14 protein-coding genes and 1 tRNA gene are annotated in these 14221 nt (G+C 71.7%); 10 read left to right on the forward strand and 5 right to left on the reverse strand.

Going from position 1 to position 14221, the window contains the following annotated elements:
• Window positions 1–26: 26 nt before the first annotated feature.
• Window positions 27–114: transfer RNA gene (locus ACWC09_RS50685), tRNA-Leu, on the reverse strand.
• A gap of 200 nt (window positions 115–314) precedes the next feature.
• On the opposite strand from ACWC09_RS50685, the gene ACWC09_RS50690 reads away from it, so the two are divergent.
• From ACWC09_RS50690 to ACWC09_RS50700, 3 genes are all read left to right on the forward strand, one after another.
• On the forward strand, window positions 315–1640 hold the full coding sequence (locus ACWC09_RS50690) for a M20/M25/M40 family metallo-hydrolase (protein ID WP_450858890.1): 1326 nt from the start codon (window positions 315–317) through the stop codon (window positions 1638–1640).
• 166 nt (window positions 1641–1806) lie between these two features.
• Window positions 1807–2040: a chaplin ChpH gene (gene chpH, locus ACWC09_RS50695; RefSeq protein WP_450858892.1), complete on the forward strand. Its 234-nt coding sequence runs from the start codon at window positions 1807–1809 to the stop codon at window positions 2038–2040.
• A 113-nt stretch (window positions 2041–2153) separates the two neighbouring features.
• Window positions 2154–2927, forward strand: coding sequence for a chaplin (locus ACWC09_RS50700; protein ID WP_450858894.1), 774 nt, complete (start codon window positions 2154–2156; stop codon window positions 2925–2927).
• 81 nt (window positions 2928–3008) lie between these two features.
• Here the strand turns inward: ACWC09_RS50700 and ACWC09_RS50705 are convergent, their stop codons facing one another.
• On the reverse strand, window positions 3009–3197 hold the full coding sequence (locus ACWC09_RS50705; RefSeq protein WP_007380901.1) for a DUF5703 family protein: 189 nt from the start codon (window positions 3195–3197) through the stop codon (window positions 3009–3011).
• 47 nt (window positions 3198–3244) lie between these two features.
• Between ACWC09_RS50705 and ACWC09_RS50710 the strand changes: the two genes are divergently transcribed.
• Window positions 3245–3886, forward strand: coding sequence for a hypothetical protein (locus tag ACWC09_RS50710; RefSeq protein ID WP_450858896.1), 642 nt, complete (start codon window positions 3245–3247; stop codon window positions 3884–3886).
• A gap of 85 nt (window positions 3887–3971) precedes the next feature.
• Here the strand turns inward: ACWC09_RS50710 and ACWC09_RS50715 are convergent, their stop codons facing one another.
• Window positions 3972–6317 carry an ATP-binding domain-containing protein gene (locus ACWC09_RS50715; RefSeq protein ID WP_450858898.1) on the reverse strand — a complete coding sequence of 782 codons (2346 nt, stop codon included), beginning with the start codon at window positions 6315–6317 and terminating at the stop codon, window positions 3972–3974.
• Window positions 6314–7300 carry an aldo/keto reductase gene (locus ACWC09_RS50720; RefSeq protein ID WP_450858900.1) on the reverse strand — a complete coding sequence of 329 codons (987 nt, stop codon included), beginning with the start codon at window positions 7298–7300 and terminating at the stop codon, window positions 6314–6316. Before ACWC09_RS50720 ends, ACWC09_RS50715 begins: the two co-directional genes overlap by 4 nt.
• A 194-nt stretch (window positions 7301–7494) precedes the next feature.
• Between ACWC09_RS50720 and ACWC09_RS50725 the strand changes: the two genes are divergently transcribed.
• Both ACWC09_RS50725 and ACWC09_RS50730 read left to right on the forward strand, forming a co-directional pair.
• Window positions 7495–8550 (forward strand): LLM class F420-dependent oxidoreductase, encoded by a 1056-nt coding sequence (locus ACWC09_RS50725; protein ID WP_450858902.1) that lies wholly within the window; start codon window positions 7495–7497, stop codon window positions 8548–8550.
• Between the two features lie 246 nt (window positions 8551–8796).
• Window positions 8797–9585 carry a ferritin-like domain-containing protein gene (locus ACWC09_RS50730; protein WP_450858903.1) on the forward strand — a complete coding sequence of 263 codons (789 nt, stop codon included), beginning with the start codon at window positions 8797–8799 and terminating at the stop codon, window positions 9583–9585.
• Window positions 9586–9605: 20 nt separating this feature from the next.
• On the opposite strand, the gene corA is transcribed toward ACWC09_RS50730, so the two are convergent.
• Window positions 9606–10604 (reverse strand): magnesium/cobalt transporter CorA, encoded by a 999-nt coding sequence (corA, locus tag ACWC09_RS50735; RefSeq protein ID WP_450858905.1) that lies wholly within the window; start codon window positions 10602–10604, stop codon window positions 9606–9608.
• A 62-nt stretch (window positions 10605–10666) separates the two neighbouring features.
• On the opposite strand from corA, the gene ACWC09_RS50740 reads away from it, so the two are divergent.
• From ACWC09_RS50740 to mshC, 4 genes are all read left to right on the forward strand, one after another.
• Entirely contained in the window at window positions 10667–11353 is a 687-nt protein-coding gene (locus ACWC09_RS50740; protein WP_450858906.1) for a histidine phosphatase family protein, read from the forward strand.
• 69 nt (window positions 11354–11422) lie between these two features.
• Entirely contained in the window at window positions 11423–12013 is a 591-nt protein-coding gene (locus tag ACWC09_RS50745; RefSeq protein WP_450858908.1) for a DUF3090 domain-containing protein, read from the forward strand.
• On the forward strand, window positions 11977–12795 hold the full coding sequence (locus ACWC09_RS50750) for an SCO1664 family protein (protein ID WP_450858910.1): 819 nt from the start codon (window positions 11977–11979) through the stop codon (window positions 12793–12795). Before ACWC09_RS50745 ends, ACWC09_RS50750 begins: the two co-directional genes overlap by 37 nt.
• Window positions 12796–12889: 94 nt before the next feature.
• Entirely contained in the window at window positions 12890–14119 is a 1230-nt protein-coding gene (gene mshC / locus ACWC09_RS50755; RefSeq protein ID WP_450858912.1) for a cysteine--1-D-myo-inosityl 2-amino-2-deoxy-alpha-D-glucopyranoside ligase, read from the forward strand.
• Window positions 14120–14221 lie beyond the last annotated feature (102 nt).

Here is a 14221-nt window from a genome sequence, read left to right on the forward strand (position 1 = left end):
GTCGACTTCGGTCCGCACGGTTCCTGTGGTGTCCGAGGGGGGACTTGAACCCCCACGCCCGATAAAGGGCACTAGCACCTCAAGCTAGCGCGTCTGCCATTCCGCCACCCGGACAAGGTGTCTGTCGTGCGGGGTTTCCCCCGCGGCGACGAAGGAAACATTACCAGGCTTTCGAGGGTCCCCGATCACCCCCCCCGTCGCGCCCCGGGCCCCGCGTGAACGGCGTGTGACGGGCCGGTCCCGGTCTTGGGGTGCGGCCCGGGGGAGAGGGAGGATGAGGGGAACCACCAGCAGTGACAGCGGGAGGAAGCAGCGTGAGCGACACGGACACGACCAGGGGCGTCACCGGCGAGGACGAGGTCGTGGACCTCTGCAGCGAGCTGATCCGCTTCGACACCAGCAACTACGGCGACCATTCGGGTCCGGGCGAGCGCAAGGCGGCCGAGTACGTCGCCGGGAAGCTCGCCGAGGTGGGCCTGGAGCCGAAGATCTTCGAGTCGCACCCGGGGCGCGCCTCCACGGTGGCCCGCATCGAGGGCGATGACCCGTCCCGGCCCGCGCTGCTGATCCACGGCCACCTGGACGTCGTACCGGCCCATGCCGACGACTGGACCCACCACCCCTTCTCCGGAGAAGTCACCGACGGGTGCGTGTGGGGGCGTGGCGCCGTCGACATGAAGGACATGGACGCGATGACGCTGGCGGTCGTCCGCGACCGGCTGCGCAGCGGGCGCCGGCCCCCGCGCGACATCGTCCTCGCCTTCCTCGCCGACGAGGAGGCGGGTGGTACCTACGGCGCCCGGCACCTGGTCGACCGCCACCCGGACCTCTTCGAGGGCGTGACCGAGGCGATCAGCGAGGTGGGCGGGTTCTCGTTCACGGTGAGTGAGGAGCGGCGGCTCTATCTGATCCAGACGGCCGAGAAGGGCATGCACTGGATGAAGCTGACCGTGGCCGGGACCGCCGGGCACGGCTCGATGATCCACCGGGACAACGCGATCACCGAGCTGTCGGAGGCGGTCGCCCGGCTCGGCCGGCACACGTTCCCGGTGCGCGTCACCAAGACCACCCGGGCCTTCCTCGACGAGCTCGGCGACGCGCTCGGCACCGAGCTCGACCCGGAGGACATGGAGTCGACGCTCGCCCGGCTCGGTGGCATCGCCAAGCTCATCGGCGCGACCCTCAGCAACACCGCCAACCCGACCCAGCTGGGCGCCGGTTACAAGGTCAACGTCATCCCGGGCGAGGCCACCGCGCACGTCGACGGGCGCTTCCTGCCGGGGTACGAGGAGGAGTTCCTCGCCGACCTCGACAAGATCCTCGGTCCCCAGGTGCGGCGCTCGGACGTGCATTCCGACAAGGCGCTGGAGACCTCCTTCGACGGCGCCCTGGTCGAGGCCATGCAGTCCTCGCTGCTGGCCGAGGACCCGACCGCGAAGGCGATCCCGTACATGCTCTCCGGCGGTACGGACGCCAAGTCCTTCGACGACCTCGGCATCCGCGGCTTCGGCTTCGCGCCCCTCAAGCTGCCCCCGGAGCTGGACTTCGCGGGCATGTTCCACGGTGTGGACGAGCGGGTGCCGGTCGACGGCCTGAAGTTCGGCGTGCGCGTGCTCGACCGTTTCATCGACGCGTCGTGACGCATTTTGTCGCATCTTGCCGCGTCGTGATCTCCGTAATCGGCTGCGTGTGCGGAACTGACTGAGAAGAGTGAATGCGCTCATAAGGTCGTAGCTCCATTACTCCCTCCTCGTTACAGGTGATGCGATCCGCTACTTGGGATCGCATTGCCAACAAGGAGGAATAATGATCAAGAAGGTCGTCGCTGCTGCGGCTGCCACTGGTGGTCTGGTTCTCGCGGGTGCGGGCCTGGCCGTCGCCGACGCCGGCGCTCAGGGGGCTGCGGTGAATTCCCCGGGTGTCGTTTCCGGCAACGTTGTTCAGGTTCCGGTGCACATCCCGGTGAACGTCTGCGGCAACACGGTCTCCGTGATCGGGCTGCTGAACCCCGCCTTCGGCAACACCTGCATCAACCAGTGACGTCGGCCCGCTGAGGCCGTCCGTTTCACGCCCGTCGGCTCCGGGGCGTGCGCCATGCGCTCCGGAGCCGACCGGACCTTCCAGGTCAGGAACCAAGGCAGGGGAATTCAACAATGCGACAGGCAACCCGCAAGGGCCTGATGACCGTCGCGGCCGCGACCGGCGTACTCGCCGCCGCGAGCGGCGCCGCGCACGCCGACTCGGGGGCGAGCGGCAGCGCCTCGAACTCGCCCGGCGTGCTGTCGGGCAACACGGTGCAGGTTCCGGTGCACATCCCGGTGAACGTCTGCGGCAACACCGTCAATGTGGTCGGCGTCCTCAACCCGGCGGTGGGCAACACATGCGGCAACACCGGCGGCGGCGACTCGGGCTCCGGCGGCTCGCAGGCCGGCGGCCACAGCAGTGACTCGCCCGGCGTCGGCTCCGGCAACCATGTCCAGGTGCCGATCGACGTGCCGGTCAACGCCTGCGGCAACAGTGTGAACGTCGTCGGCGTCGGCGACTCCACCACCGGCAACGACTGCGCCAACGGCGGCGGTTCGGGCGGCGGGCGCTCGACGCCTCCGGGAGGCGGCCACGGGACGACACCGCCCGGGAACGGGACGCCGGGACAGCCGGGCAACCCCGGTCAGCCGGGCCATCCGGGCACGCCTTCCCAGCCCGGCCACCCCGGCAGCCCGAGCACACCTCCCGGCACGAGCGGCCACACGCCGGGCGGCTCCTCGCACGTCAACCAGCCGGGCGCCCAGTCGCTCGGCCAGCCCGAGGCCGTCGCGCAGCTCGCGCACACCGGCAGCGACCTGCCGCTGGGCATCGTGCTCCCGGTCGGAGCCGGGGCGCTGCTCGCGGGCACGGTGCTCTACCGCAAGGCGCGTGCGTCGGCGTAGTACCGAGTGACACGCATCACGGAGCGGGCCCCGCCTCGGCGGGGCCCGCTCCGTTTCCGGCGATCATGTCGCCGCCTCAGCTCACCACGTGGCACGCACCTGGCGGATGATCCGCCGGCGCAACCGCACCCTGCGGCTGCCGTCGCGCATCAGACTGAGGCGGTCCAACTCCCAGTGTCCGTACTCGGCATGGTCCGTCAGCAGGCGTGTGGCGTCCTTGCGGGAGACCCCGCGCGGTACGTACACGTCGACAAATTCGTATTCCGGCATCGCATCTATTGTGCGGGCTGGGGCCCGGTACGGATAGCGTCTGCACTATGTCTGATGCTGCGCAGCCCACCGCTGCCGAGGTACGAGCCGCCGCCGAGGCGGTCAAGACCGCGCTCGACCGCCACCTGGCGGCCGTCGAACGCCGGTCCGGGGAGGACGACCCGGCCGTCTATGAGGCGTTCAACCAGCTGGCGGCGGCCGCCGAGGCGTACGACGAGCTGCTCTACGAACGCCACGACGAGGTGACACCCTTCGAGATCCCCGGTGCCGAGGACGCGCTTCCGCCGTACACGGGCCCCGAGGAGCCGCACGCGGTCAGCGTGCTGATCCGCCGCGACTACGCAGTGGTGGAGCCGCAGCGGTTGCTGGCACAGGCGCAGCGGGTGGAGGCGGCGGACGCAGAGGACGGGGAGGCGTCCGGGACGGTGCCGGGGGCGCTGGGGGTGCTGTTCGGTGAGTTCGAGCCGGACGAGATCGCTTCGCGGCACAAGGAGTTCGGGCTGGAGGAGGGGGACTCGACACTGTGGGTGACGGCGGCGGACGATCCCGCGGAGGCGGGGGAGTGGCTGGAGGTGCCGTTCGACGCGGTTGATCCGCAGCGGGTGGTGTGCCGGTTCGACGTCAGTGCGGTGTTCGACGACGAGTTGGATGACGACGAGGATCTGGAGCCGCTGGACGTCGAGGCGTAACGCCTGCCGGCGGGGGCGGTCACGGAGTGTGTCCGTGACCGCCGCTTTCGCGTTCTTGCGCCGTTCCGCCCAGTTCCCCGCGCCCCTAAGAGGTCGGCAACTGGCTGGCCAGCAGGACGGGGAGGCGGGTGGTGCGGGGCTTGGGCGGGATCTCCGACACTGCCTTCGGGAGGGCCTGTTCCACGCCGTGGACCACTGAGAGGTGGCGGTCCGCTCGGCTGAACGCGGTGTAGACCCAGGGGCGGTTCAGGGCCTGGCCGGCGTCTCCCGGTAGCACTACGACCACCGCCGGCCATCGGGCGCCCACCGACTGGTGCGCGGTCAGCGCCCACCCGAGTCGCACGGACTGCTCCACCCGCTCCTTCGGCACGACCACGTCGGCGCCGGCGCACGACAGGTGCAGTCCGGCCGCGTCGGCCTTCACCACGTGGCCCGGCAGGGTGCGGCCGGGGGCGGGGGAGTAGGCGACGCGGTCGCCGGGGTCGAAGCCGGCGAAGCGGCCGGGGCCGGGGTTGAGGCGTTCCTTGAGGGCCGCGTTGAGGGCGCGGGTGCCTGCCGCGCCGCCGTGGCCCGGGGTGATCACCTGGGTCTGCTCGGGCGGGATGCCGATCGCGCGCGGCACCGAGTCGGCGACCAGCTGCACGGTCCGGTGCACGGCCTCGCCCGCGTCGCGGACGGGCACGATCATGACCTCCTTGCCGGGGGCGTCGACATGGTGCAGCTCTCCGATGCCGATGCCGGAGACCAGCTCGCCGAGGGGGCCGACGTCCGGCACCCGCGAGGCGACCTGCGGGCAGACCCTCGCCGCCAGCAGATCCGCGAACACCCGCCCCGGGCCGGCCGACCACAGCACCGCCGGGTCACCGGCCAGCACCAGCCGAGCCCCGTCGGGCAGCGACTCGGCGACCAACGCGGCTGTCTCGACGTCCAGTTGAGGTGCGTCGAGCACGACGAGGAGGTCGAGGTCGAGAGCGCCGTCGCCATCCCGACCGGGACCTTCGGCGCCGGAGAGGAGACCGGCGACGGTGGTGACGGGGGAGGAGGCCGACGCTTGTCCGGACGTCGGGGTGCCGGTCGGCGTGCTGCCGTCGGCCGTGGGGTCGCCCGGTGTCCGGCCGTCGCCGTCGGCAGGGTCGCCGCCCCCTGCGGTCCCGCTCGCCCCGCCCAGCAGCCTCGCGAAGCGGTCCCGGCCCACCGGGCTGTGCGCAGCCGCCCAGGCCCGCAGTCCCAGACCGGCCGCGACCCGCAGCAGCGTCGCCGGTTCCGTCAGGGACGCCTCGCCGCCCGTGTGCAGTGCGACGCCGTGGGCCGCCGCCGCGCGGATCAGCTCGGCGGTGGAACCCTTCGTCGTCTCTGCCGCCCGCTCCCACTCCTCCGCCGAACCGTCCTCCTTCGGCACCGAGTTGATCAGGCGGGCCAGACCGTCGGCGAGGCTCTCCTCGGCGAGGGCGTAGCGTTCGAGGCCGACGAGGATGCGGACGGGCCGCTCCTGACCCTCCTCGGCGTCCTCGCCCTGTTCCGGTTCCGGGGCACGAGGGTCGAGGGCGTCCTGGAAGACCAGGGCCTCGCCCTCCGCGACGGAGTGCTGTACGGCCTCGTCGGCGTCCGGCACGCCCCGCTGGGCCAGCGCGGCGGTGAGCGTCGGCATCTCCAGTGCCGTGTGCCCGGCCAGGGCCGCCTGCTCCAGCAGCCAGCCCGTCAGCGCCCGGCCCCGTCGCTCGTCGTCGGGACCGGTCTCCGCGCCGAGCAGCGCCCGTGCGAAACCGTCGGCCTGCTCCGGGCGTACTCCACCGACCCGCAGCAGCAGCCAGGGGTCGGCCCGGAGGCGTCCGTCCGCGCCCTCGCCGAGCGCGGCGGCGACCTGCGGCGCGAGCGAGTCCGGTGCGCCCCCGTCGGTCAGCACGCCCCGCACCGCGTCGACGGACTCCGCCGCGGGAGCCGCGGGTACGGCGGCCTGAGGTGTCGGCTGCGGTCGGCTCACCGGCTCCGGAGCGGGCCGGCGCGGAGTCGGCTCGGGGTCGGCGAAAACGGTGGCCACGGGCTTCGCACCGCTCTCCACCGCCCGCACGGCAGCCAGCAGATCGGCGGCCTTCCCGCTCAGCTTGCCGCCGGCCTCGATGGGCCCCTGCTTCTCGGCCTTCCGCCGCTCGATCCGCTCCCGCTCGAGCCGCTGGGCGGCCAACTCGGCCTCGGCCTCGGACGGCTGCGACGCGGACGCGCCGTCACCGCCCTTGCCCTCGGCACCGTCCGCGGCGGTCGTGCCGTCGGTGTCGCCGTCCGCGGCCTTCGCGTTCTCGCCGGCACCCGCGGCTTCCGCCTCGTGGTCCACGCCCGCAGGGCCGCCGTCCGCGGCGTCGGCGCCTCCTCCGGCGTCGCCCTCCGGCGCGGCCCCCGGCGTCCCCGGCTCCGTCTCCTCAGGCTCCGTGCTCACAGCGTGCTCCAGTCGTGATCGGGATAGCGGTGCACGGGCGCCGACACATCGTCGAGCGCCCGGCAGATCTCGTCAGGAAGACTAAGGGCCTCCACTGACAATGCCGCCGTGAGCTGCTGCGCGTTGCGCGGACCGATGATGGGGGCGGCCACGCCGGGACGGTCGCGGATCCAGGCGAGGGCCACCTGAAGGGGCGTCACGGCGAGGCCGTCCGCCGCGGTCTGGACGGCCTCGACGATGTGGCTCGCGGTGTCGTCGAGGTACGGGGCGACGAAGGGGGCGAGGTGTTCCGAGGCGCCGCGCGAGTCGGGCGGCATGGCGTCGCCCCGGTACTTGCCGGTCAGGACGCCGCGGCCGAGGGGGGAGGAGGGGAGCAGGCCGATGCCCAGGTCGAGGGCGGCCGGCAGCACCTCGCGCTCCACGCCCCGCTGCAGCAGCGAGTACTCCATCTGCGTGCTGGCGAGCCGGGTCCGGATGCCCGGCGCCGCCAGCTGCCATGTCCCCGCCTTGGCGAGCTGCCAGCCGCAGAAGTTGGAGACACCGGCATAGCGGGCCCGGCCGCTGCTGACCGCGAGGTCGAGGGCCTGGAGGGTCTCGTCGAGCGGGGTGCAGGGGTCGTAGGCATGGATGTGCCAGACGTCGACGTAGTCGGTGCCGAGGCGGGCGAGCGAGGCGTCGAGAGCGGAGAGGAGATGGCCCCGGGAGCCGTCGAAGCGGCGGTCGGGGTCCGGCACACTGCCCGCCTTGGTGGAGATCACCAGGTCCCGGCGCGGGACCAGGCCTTCTATGAGGCGTCCCAGCAGGTACTCGGCCTCTCCGTCGCCGTACACGTCCGCCGTGTCGACGAGGCTGCCACCCGCCTCCCAGAACGTCTTCAAGAGGTCCGCGGCGTCGTGCTCGTCGGTGTCCCTGCCCCAGGTGAGGGTGCCGAGTCCGATACGGGACACACGAAGGCCGGTCCGACCGAGATGCCTCTGCTCCATGAACGCCGACATTACTGGCCTGAACCTGCCGTGTGGGGGCCTGTGGACGAGCAGTTTCCCCAAGGGGCAGCGCTGTTGGCATGGCCGGTCACCCCCGGCTGCTCGGCACTGTGCGCAACGCGACTGCCCGAGGTCGCGCGCCTCGCGCTACTGTCGGGGCAACAGGGACGTTACTGATCGGTAAGGGGATCGGCATGCAGCTCGGGATCAACCTCGGCTACTGGGGTGCCGGAATGGACGCGGACAACCTGGAGGTCGCCAAGGAGGCCGACCGCCTCGGGTACGCCGTGTGCTGGGCCGCCGAGGCCTACGGGTCGGACGCGGCCACCGTGCTCAGCTGGGTCGCCGCCCACACCGAGCGCATCGACGTCGGCTCGGCGATCTTCCAGATCCCGGCCCGCCAGCCCGCGATGACCGCGATGACCGCCGCCACCCTGGACTCCCTCTCCGGCGGCCGCTTCCGTCTCGGCCTCGGCGTCTCGGGACCGCAGGTCTCCGAGGGCTGGTACGGCGTCAAGTTCGACAAGCCGCTGGCACGCACGCGTGAGTACGTCGAGATCGTACGGAAGGCCATGACGCGCGAGCGGCTGATGTACGAGGGCGAGCACTGGACGCTGCCGCTGCCCGGTGGCCCGGGCAAGCCGATCAAGCTGACCGTGCACCCCGAGCGTGAGTACATCCCGCTCTACATCGCCGCGATCGGCCCCAAGAACCTGGAGCAGACCGGCGAGATCGCCGACGGTGCCCTGCTGATCTTCCCCTCCGCCGAGCACCTGGAGGAGACCACCATCAAGCACCTGCGCGCGGGGCGCGAGAAGGCCGGCAGGACGATGGAGGGCTTCGACGTCCACCCGACGCTCCCGCTCGCCGTCGGTGAGGACAAGGACGTCCCCACGCTCGCCGACGCCTTCCGCCCCTACACCGCCCTGTACGTCGGCGGCATGGGCAGCGCCAAGCAGAACTTCTACAACCAGCTCGCCCAGCGCATGGGCTTCGAGGCGGCCGCCGCCGAGGTCCAGGAGAAGTACCTGGCCGGCGACAAGCAGGGCGCCGCGGCCGCGATCCCGCACGACCTGATCGACCAGACGACGCTGCTCGGGTCCGTGGACCGCATCGCGGACCGGATGAAGGAGTACGCGGCGGCCGGAGTCACCACCCTGAGCCTCAACCCGGCGGGCTTCACGCTCGACGAGCGGATCGCCTCCCTCCGCGCCGGCACCGAGGCCCTGGAGCGCGCCGGACTGGCGTAACAGGACGGAACCGTGCGGCGGAGATCTTCTGCGGCCGTGGTGGGGGCTCGGGGGTCTTCCCCGCCACGGCCGTCACGGGGAACAACGCGCCGACACGCGCGCGGTTACGCTCCCGATGTGACCCCGCACATCGTCCTTTTGGCGGAGTTGTCCGACACATCGGTTGCAGCACCCCTCGTGCCGCATTTGACTCGTTCTCTGAGGAATGCTCCGGAATCCTGTGAGTCCTGCGGAGAGGTGCCCACGATGCTTTCGGCCAAGAGTCTGTTCCAGGAGATCCTCGACGACGACCGGTCCTTCGCGCTGTTCTGCTCCATCGCGGCCAGCGGCGAGTCGCAGGGAGGCTGGGAGAACGGCCGCATCGCCGCGCTCGTACCGGAGAGCGAGCGCGCCCTCGCCCCGAAGATCACCCGGCACGGCGCCGACGAGGACAAGCACGGGCGGATCTTCAACGCCCTGATGAAGAAGCGCGGTCTGGAGCCCGTCCCGGTCCCGCCCGAGACCGACTACACGATGCTCCTGGAGAGGCAGGGCATCGGCCTGGCCCACGAGAAGCTCAGGAGCGACGAGGCGCTGACCGTGCAGGACATCGTCACCTACCTCGCCCACAGCAGGGTCACCGAACAGCGCGCCTCCGAGCAGATGGAGCTCCTGCGCAGGCACTTCGCCGACCACCCCGACCTCGGCCGCGCGGTCAGGATGATCTCCAAGGACGAGGACAACCACCTCGCCTACTGCCACGAGGAGTTGCTGCGCTTCGCGCACGCCGGTCACGGCGGGGCCATCCAGCGCACGCTGCGGGAGTGCGCCCTCGCGGAGATCCGCGTCCACCGGGACGTCAGCCTCGCCGTCATGGACCACATGGGCCGCATCCTCGGCTGGACCAGGGCCAGGTCGGCCGTCCTCACCGCGGGCATCCACGCCGTGTACGCGTACGAGCGGTTCGCCGGCTGGCGACGGATGGTGAGCCTGAGGATGCCGGAGCGGCGCAACGCCCTCAGCGGACCGGCGAGCACAGCCCCCGAGTTCGCCTGAGCCCGAGCCGGTCCCCCGGCCTACAGCCAGCCCTTGCGCTTGAACAGCCGGTACAGCAGCACCTCCAGGCCGGCCATCGCCAGGATCACCGCCGGGTACGCCCACAGCCAGTGCAGCTCGGGCATGTGGTCGAAGTTCATGCCGTAGATCCCCGCGATCATCGTGGGGATCGCGGCCATGGCCGCCCATGCGGAGATCTTCCGCATGTCGTCGTTCTGCCGGACGCTCATCTGCGCCAGGTGCGCCGACAGGACGTCCGAGACCAGCCGGTCCAGGCCCTCCACGGACTCGTTCACGCGCGTGAGGTGGTCGCTCACGTCCCGGAAGAAGGGCTGCGCCTTCTCGTGCACGAAGGGCACCCGGACCCCGAAGACGCCGCCGCCCGCGAGCCGGTCCAGCGGCTGGGCCAGCGGGCCCGTCGCCCGGCGGAACTCCAGGATCTGCCGTTTGAAGGCGTAGATGCGGGACGCCGTGTGCCGGGAGCCTCCGCCGGTCGGCGAGAAGACCTCCGTCTCCAGCTCCTCCAGGTCGGTGCCCAGCTCGCCGGCCACCTCCACATAGTGGTCGACGACGGCGTCGGCGATCGAGTACAGCACCGCCGTGGGGCCGTGCCGGAGCATCTCCGGCTCCTCCTCCAGCCGGTGCCGCACGGCCGCGAGCGGCGCCTCATCGCCGTGCCGCACCGTCACCACGAACGAGTCGCCGACGAACACCATGACCTCGCCGGAGGTGACGATGTCGCTCTTCGCCTCGTATCCGGCGGGCTTGATCACCATGAACAGCGAGTCGTCGTAGACCTCCAGCTTGGGCCGCTGATGGGCGGAGAGGGCGTCCTCGACGGCCAGCGGGTGCAGTCCGAACTCCTCGGTGACCCGGTCGAACTCCTTCTCCGTCGGCTCGTACAGACCGATCCACACGAACGCGTCCCGCCCGCGGCGGCACTGCGCGAGGGCGTCCGACAGATCCGCCGGGCCCTCCGTCCGGCGCCCGTCACGGTAGATGGCGCAGTCGACGATCACGGAGCGTATTGTCCCGCCGTACGCGCGCGGGCGCACCTCTTCGTGCGCCTACCCTTGGCCGCATGCCCACGTTGATCCTGGTCCGGCACGGACGTTCCACCGCCAACACTGAGGGACTGCTCGCCGGGTGGACGCCCGGTGTGGCGCTCGACGAGCGCGGGGCCGCGCAGGCCGCCGCACTGCCCGGGCGGCTCGCCGGGCTGCCGGTCTCCGAGGTGGTCAGCAGCCCGCTGCAGCGCTGTCAGGAGACGATCCAGCCCCTCCTGGACGCCCGGCCCGAGCTGACCGCGCACACCGACGAGCGGATCGGGGAGGCCCACTACGGCGACTGGTCCGGCCGCAAGCTCGCCGAACTCAAGGACGAGCCGCTGATGGAGGTCGTCCAGGCCCACCCGTCGGCCGCGGCCTTCCCCGGCGGCGAGTCGATGCGCGCGATGCAGACCCGCGCCGCCGAAGCGGTCCGTGAATGGAACGCGCGCGTGGAGCGCGATCACGGCGCCGACGCGGTCTACCTGATGTGCTCGCACGGCGACATCATCAAGTCCCTTGTCGCGGACGCACTCGGACTTCATCTCGACCTCTTCCAGAGGATCTCCGTCGAACCGTGTTCCATCACCGCGATCCGCTACACACGCCTGAGGCCGTTTCTCGTACGCCTCGGCGACACCGGTGACTTCGCGTCCCTGGCGCCCCGCGAGGAACCCCCGGCCGACGAGGCCACGGTCGGGGGCGGTGCGGGCGCACCGTGATCGTCGGGAGCAGTAGGGTGAAGCGGTCGCAGTAGCGGCGTACCCATCCACGACTCCAGGAGACAGGACGTGTCCCGTCAGGTGTTCCTCTACGACCCCCCGGACCGCTTCGTGGCCGGTACGGTCGGGCTGCCCGGGCGCCGTACGTTCTTCCTCCAGGCCATCGCAGGCTCCCGGGTGACCAGCGTGGCCCTGGAGAAGACCCAGGTCGCCGCCCTCGCCGAGCGCATGGACGAGCTGCTCGACGAGGTCGTACGGCGCAGTGGCGGCAATGCCGCCGTCCCGGCCGTGGCGCCCACCGAGATTTCCGACAGCGACCCTCTGGACACTCCCGTCGAGGAGGAGTTCCGGGTCGGCACCATGGCCCTCGCCTGGGACGGCGAGGAACAGCGCATGATCGTCGAGGCGCAGGCCCTCGTGGAGCTCGACGCCGAGTCCGAGGAGGACCTCGCCGAGGCCGAGGAGCGCCTGCTGCAGGACGAGGAGAACGGACCCCCGATGCTGCGGGTCCGGCTGACCGGCGCGCAGGCGAGAGCCTTCGCCAAGCGCGCCCTCGACGTCGTCAACGCCGGGCGGCCGCCGTGTCCGCTGTGCAGCCTCCCGCTCGACCCGGAAGGACACGTATGTCCGCGCCAGAACGGATACCGCCGCGGAGCGTGACCACGGCCGAGCTGCTCACCCGGGGTGAGCTCACTGTCCGGGGGCAGATCCGGGAAGCCTCCAACGCCGTGCTGTACTGCTCCGTCGCCCACGGGGGCGAGGAGGTCACCTGCGTCTACAAGCCGGTGCGCGGCGAGCGTCCCCTCTGGGACTTCCCGGACGGCACCCTGGCCCAGCGCGAGGTCGCCGCGTACGAGGTGTCCGAGGCCACCGGCTGGGGCCTGGTGCCGACCACGGTGCTGCGCGACGGGCCCTTCGGCGAAGGCATGTGCCAGCTCTGGATCGAGGACGAGCCGGGCGGCGAGCTGCTGGCCCTCGTGGACGGCGAGGAGCCGGAGGACGGCTGGAAGGCGATCGGCCTCGCGGAGGTGGGCGAGGGCAGGACGGCGCTGCTCGTGCACGCCGACGACGAGCGGCTGCGTCGGCTCGCCGTCCTGGACGCGGTCATCAACAACGCCGACCGCAAGGGCGGCCATCTGCTGCCCGCCGGGGGCGGACGGCTCTACGGCATCGACCACGGAGTGACCTTCAACACCGAGAACAAGTTGCGGACGCTCCTGTGGGGATGGGCGGGAGAGCCGCTGACCGCGGAGGCGGTCGAGGTCCTGAAGGGACTCCAGGAGGCCCTCGGACCCGCCGGGGCGCTCGCCGAGCGGCTGACCGCGCTGATCACAGGCCCTGAACTGGACGCCACGCGCGCGCGTGTCGAAGCGCTGCTGAAGTCCGGGAGGCACCCGGAGCCGAGCGGGGAGTGGCCGGCCATTCCGTGGCCGCCCGTGTAGGTGCACACTGGCCGGTACCGCGCAAGAACGCCTTACCGGCCATCCGGCCCGGTCCGGTTCGTATACGGAACATCCGTCCGGTTAGGCTCATGACATGCATGCCTGGCCCGCTTCCGAGGTCCCCGCCCTGCCTGGTCAGGGCCGCGACCTGAGGATCCACGACACCGCGACCGGCGGTCCGGTCTCCCTCGACCCCGGTCCCGTCGCCCGTCTCTACGTCTGCGGCATCACGCCGTACGACGCGACCCACATGGGTCACGCGGCGACCTACAACGCGTTCGACCTCGTTCAGCGCGTGTGGCTCGACACCAAGCGGCAGGTTCACTACGTCCAGAACGTGACCGACGTCGACGACCCGCTGCTGGAGCGGGCCGAGCGTGACGGCGTCGACTGGGTCGCCCTCGCCGAGCAGGAGACGGCCCTCTTCCGCGAGGACATGACCGCCCTCAGGATGCTGCCGCCGCAGCACTACATCGGTGCGGTCGAGGCGATACCCGGCATCGTGCCGCTCGTCGAGCGGCTGCGGGACGCGGGCGCCGCCTACGAACTCGAGGGCGACATCTACTTCTCCGTCGAGTCCGACCCCCACTTCGGCAAGGTGTCCAACCTGGACGCGGCCGCCATGCGCATCCTCTCCGCGGAGCGTGGCGGCGACCCGGACCGCCCGGGCAAGAAGAACCCGCTCGACCCGATGCTCTGGATGGCCGCCCGCGAGGGCGAGCCCAGCTGGGACGGCGGCTCGCTCGGCCGAGGGCGCCCCGGCTGGCACATCGAGTGCGTCGCCATCGCACTGGACCACCTCGGCATGACCTTCGACGTCCAGGGCGGCGGCTCCGACCTCGCCTTCCCGCACCACGAGATGGGCGCCTCGCACGCCCAGGTGCTCACCGGCGAGTTCCCGATGGCCAAGGCGTACGTGCACGCCGGCATGGTCGCGCTCGACGGCGAGAAGATGTCCAAGTCCAAGGGCAACCTGGTCTTCGTGTCGCAGCTGCGCCGCGACGGCGTCGACCCCGCCGCCATACGGCTCTCGCTGCTCGCCCACCACTACCGGGCCGACTGGGAGTGGACCGACCAGGTGCTGCCCGACGCGGTGGCCCGGCTCGGCCGCTGGCGTGCCGCCGTCTCCCGCCCCGACGGCCCGGCCGCCGAGGCTCTCGTCGAGGAGATCCGCGAGGCCCTCGCGAACGACCTCGACGCCCCGGCCGCGCTCGCCGCGGTCGACCGCTGGGCCGCTCAGCAGGAGGAGCAGGGCGGTACGGACACCGGCGCCCCCGGTGTCGTGTCGCGGGCCGTGGACGCTCTGTTGGGCGTGGCCCTGTAGCCAGGGCAGGCACGGAGAAGGGGCGCTTCCACCCCGAGGGTGGATCCTCGGTCCACGCGGCGGCGACGGGCCGCAGGGCGGGGCGGCGCAGAGCGGCCAGAT

The organism is Streptomyces sp. NPDC001617, from assembly GCF_053596855.1.

What these genes read in the sequence shown, in the direction of transcription:
- chpH (WP_450858892.1), top strand. Translation starts at nt 1,807, where the DNA reads ATGATCAAGAAGGTCGTCGCTGCTGCGGCTGCCACTGGTGGTCTGGTT.
- ACWC09_RS50700 (WP_450858894.1), top strand. Translation starts at nt 2,154, where the DNA reads ATGCGACAGGCAACCCGCAAGGGCCTGATGACCGTCGCGGCCGCGACC.
- ACWC09_RS50705 (WP_007380901.1), bottom strand. Translation starts at nt 3,197, where the DNA reads ATGCCGGAATACGAATTTGTCGACGTGTACGTACCGCGCGGGGTCTCC.
- ACWC09_RS50710 (WP_450858896.1), top strand. Translation starts at nt 3,245, where the DNA reads ATGTCTGATGCTGCGCAGCCCACCGCTGCCGAGGTACGAGCCGCCGCC.
- ACWC09_RS50720 (WP_450858900.1), bottom strand. Translation starts at nt 7,300, where the DNA reads ATGGAGCAGAGGCATCTCGGTCGGACCGGCCTTCGTGTGTCCCGTATC.
- ACWC09_RS50725 (WP_450858902.1), top strand. Translation starts at nt 7,495, where the DNA reads ATGCAGCTCGGGATCAACCTCGGCTACTGGGGTGCCGGAATGGACGCG.
- ACWC09_RS50730 (WP_450858903.1), top strand. Translation starts at nt 8,797, where the DNA reads ATGCTTTCGGCCAAGAGTCTGTTCCAGGAGATCCTCGACGACGACCGG.
- ACWC09_RS50740 (WP_450858906.1), top strand. Translation starts at nt 10,667, where the DNA reads ATGCCCACGTTGATCCTGGTCCGGCACGGACGTTCCACCGCCAACACT.
- ACWC09_RS50750 (WP_450858910.1), top strand. Translation starts at nt 11,977, where the DNA reads ATGTCCGCGCCAGAACGGATACCGCCGCGGAGCGTGACCACGGCCGAG.
- mshC (WP_450858912.1), top strand. Translation starts at nt 12,890, where the DNA reads ATGCATGCCTGGCCCGCTTCCGAGGTCCCCGCCCTGCCTGGTCAGGGC.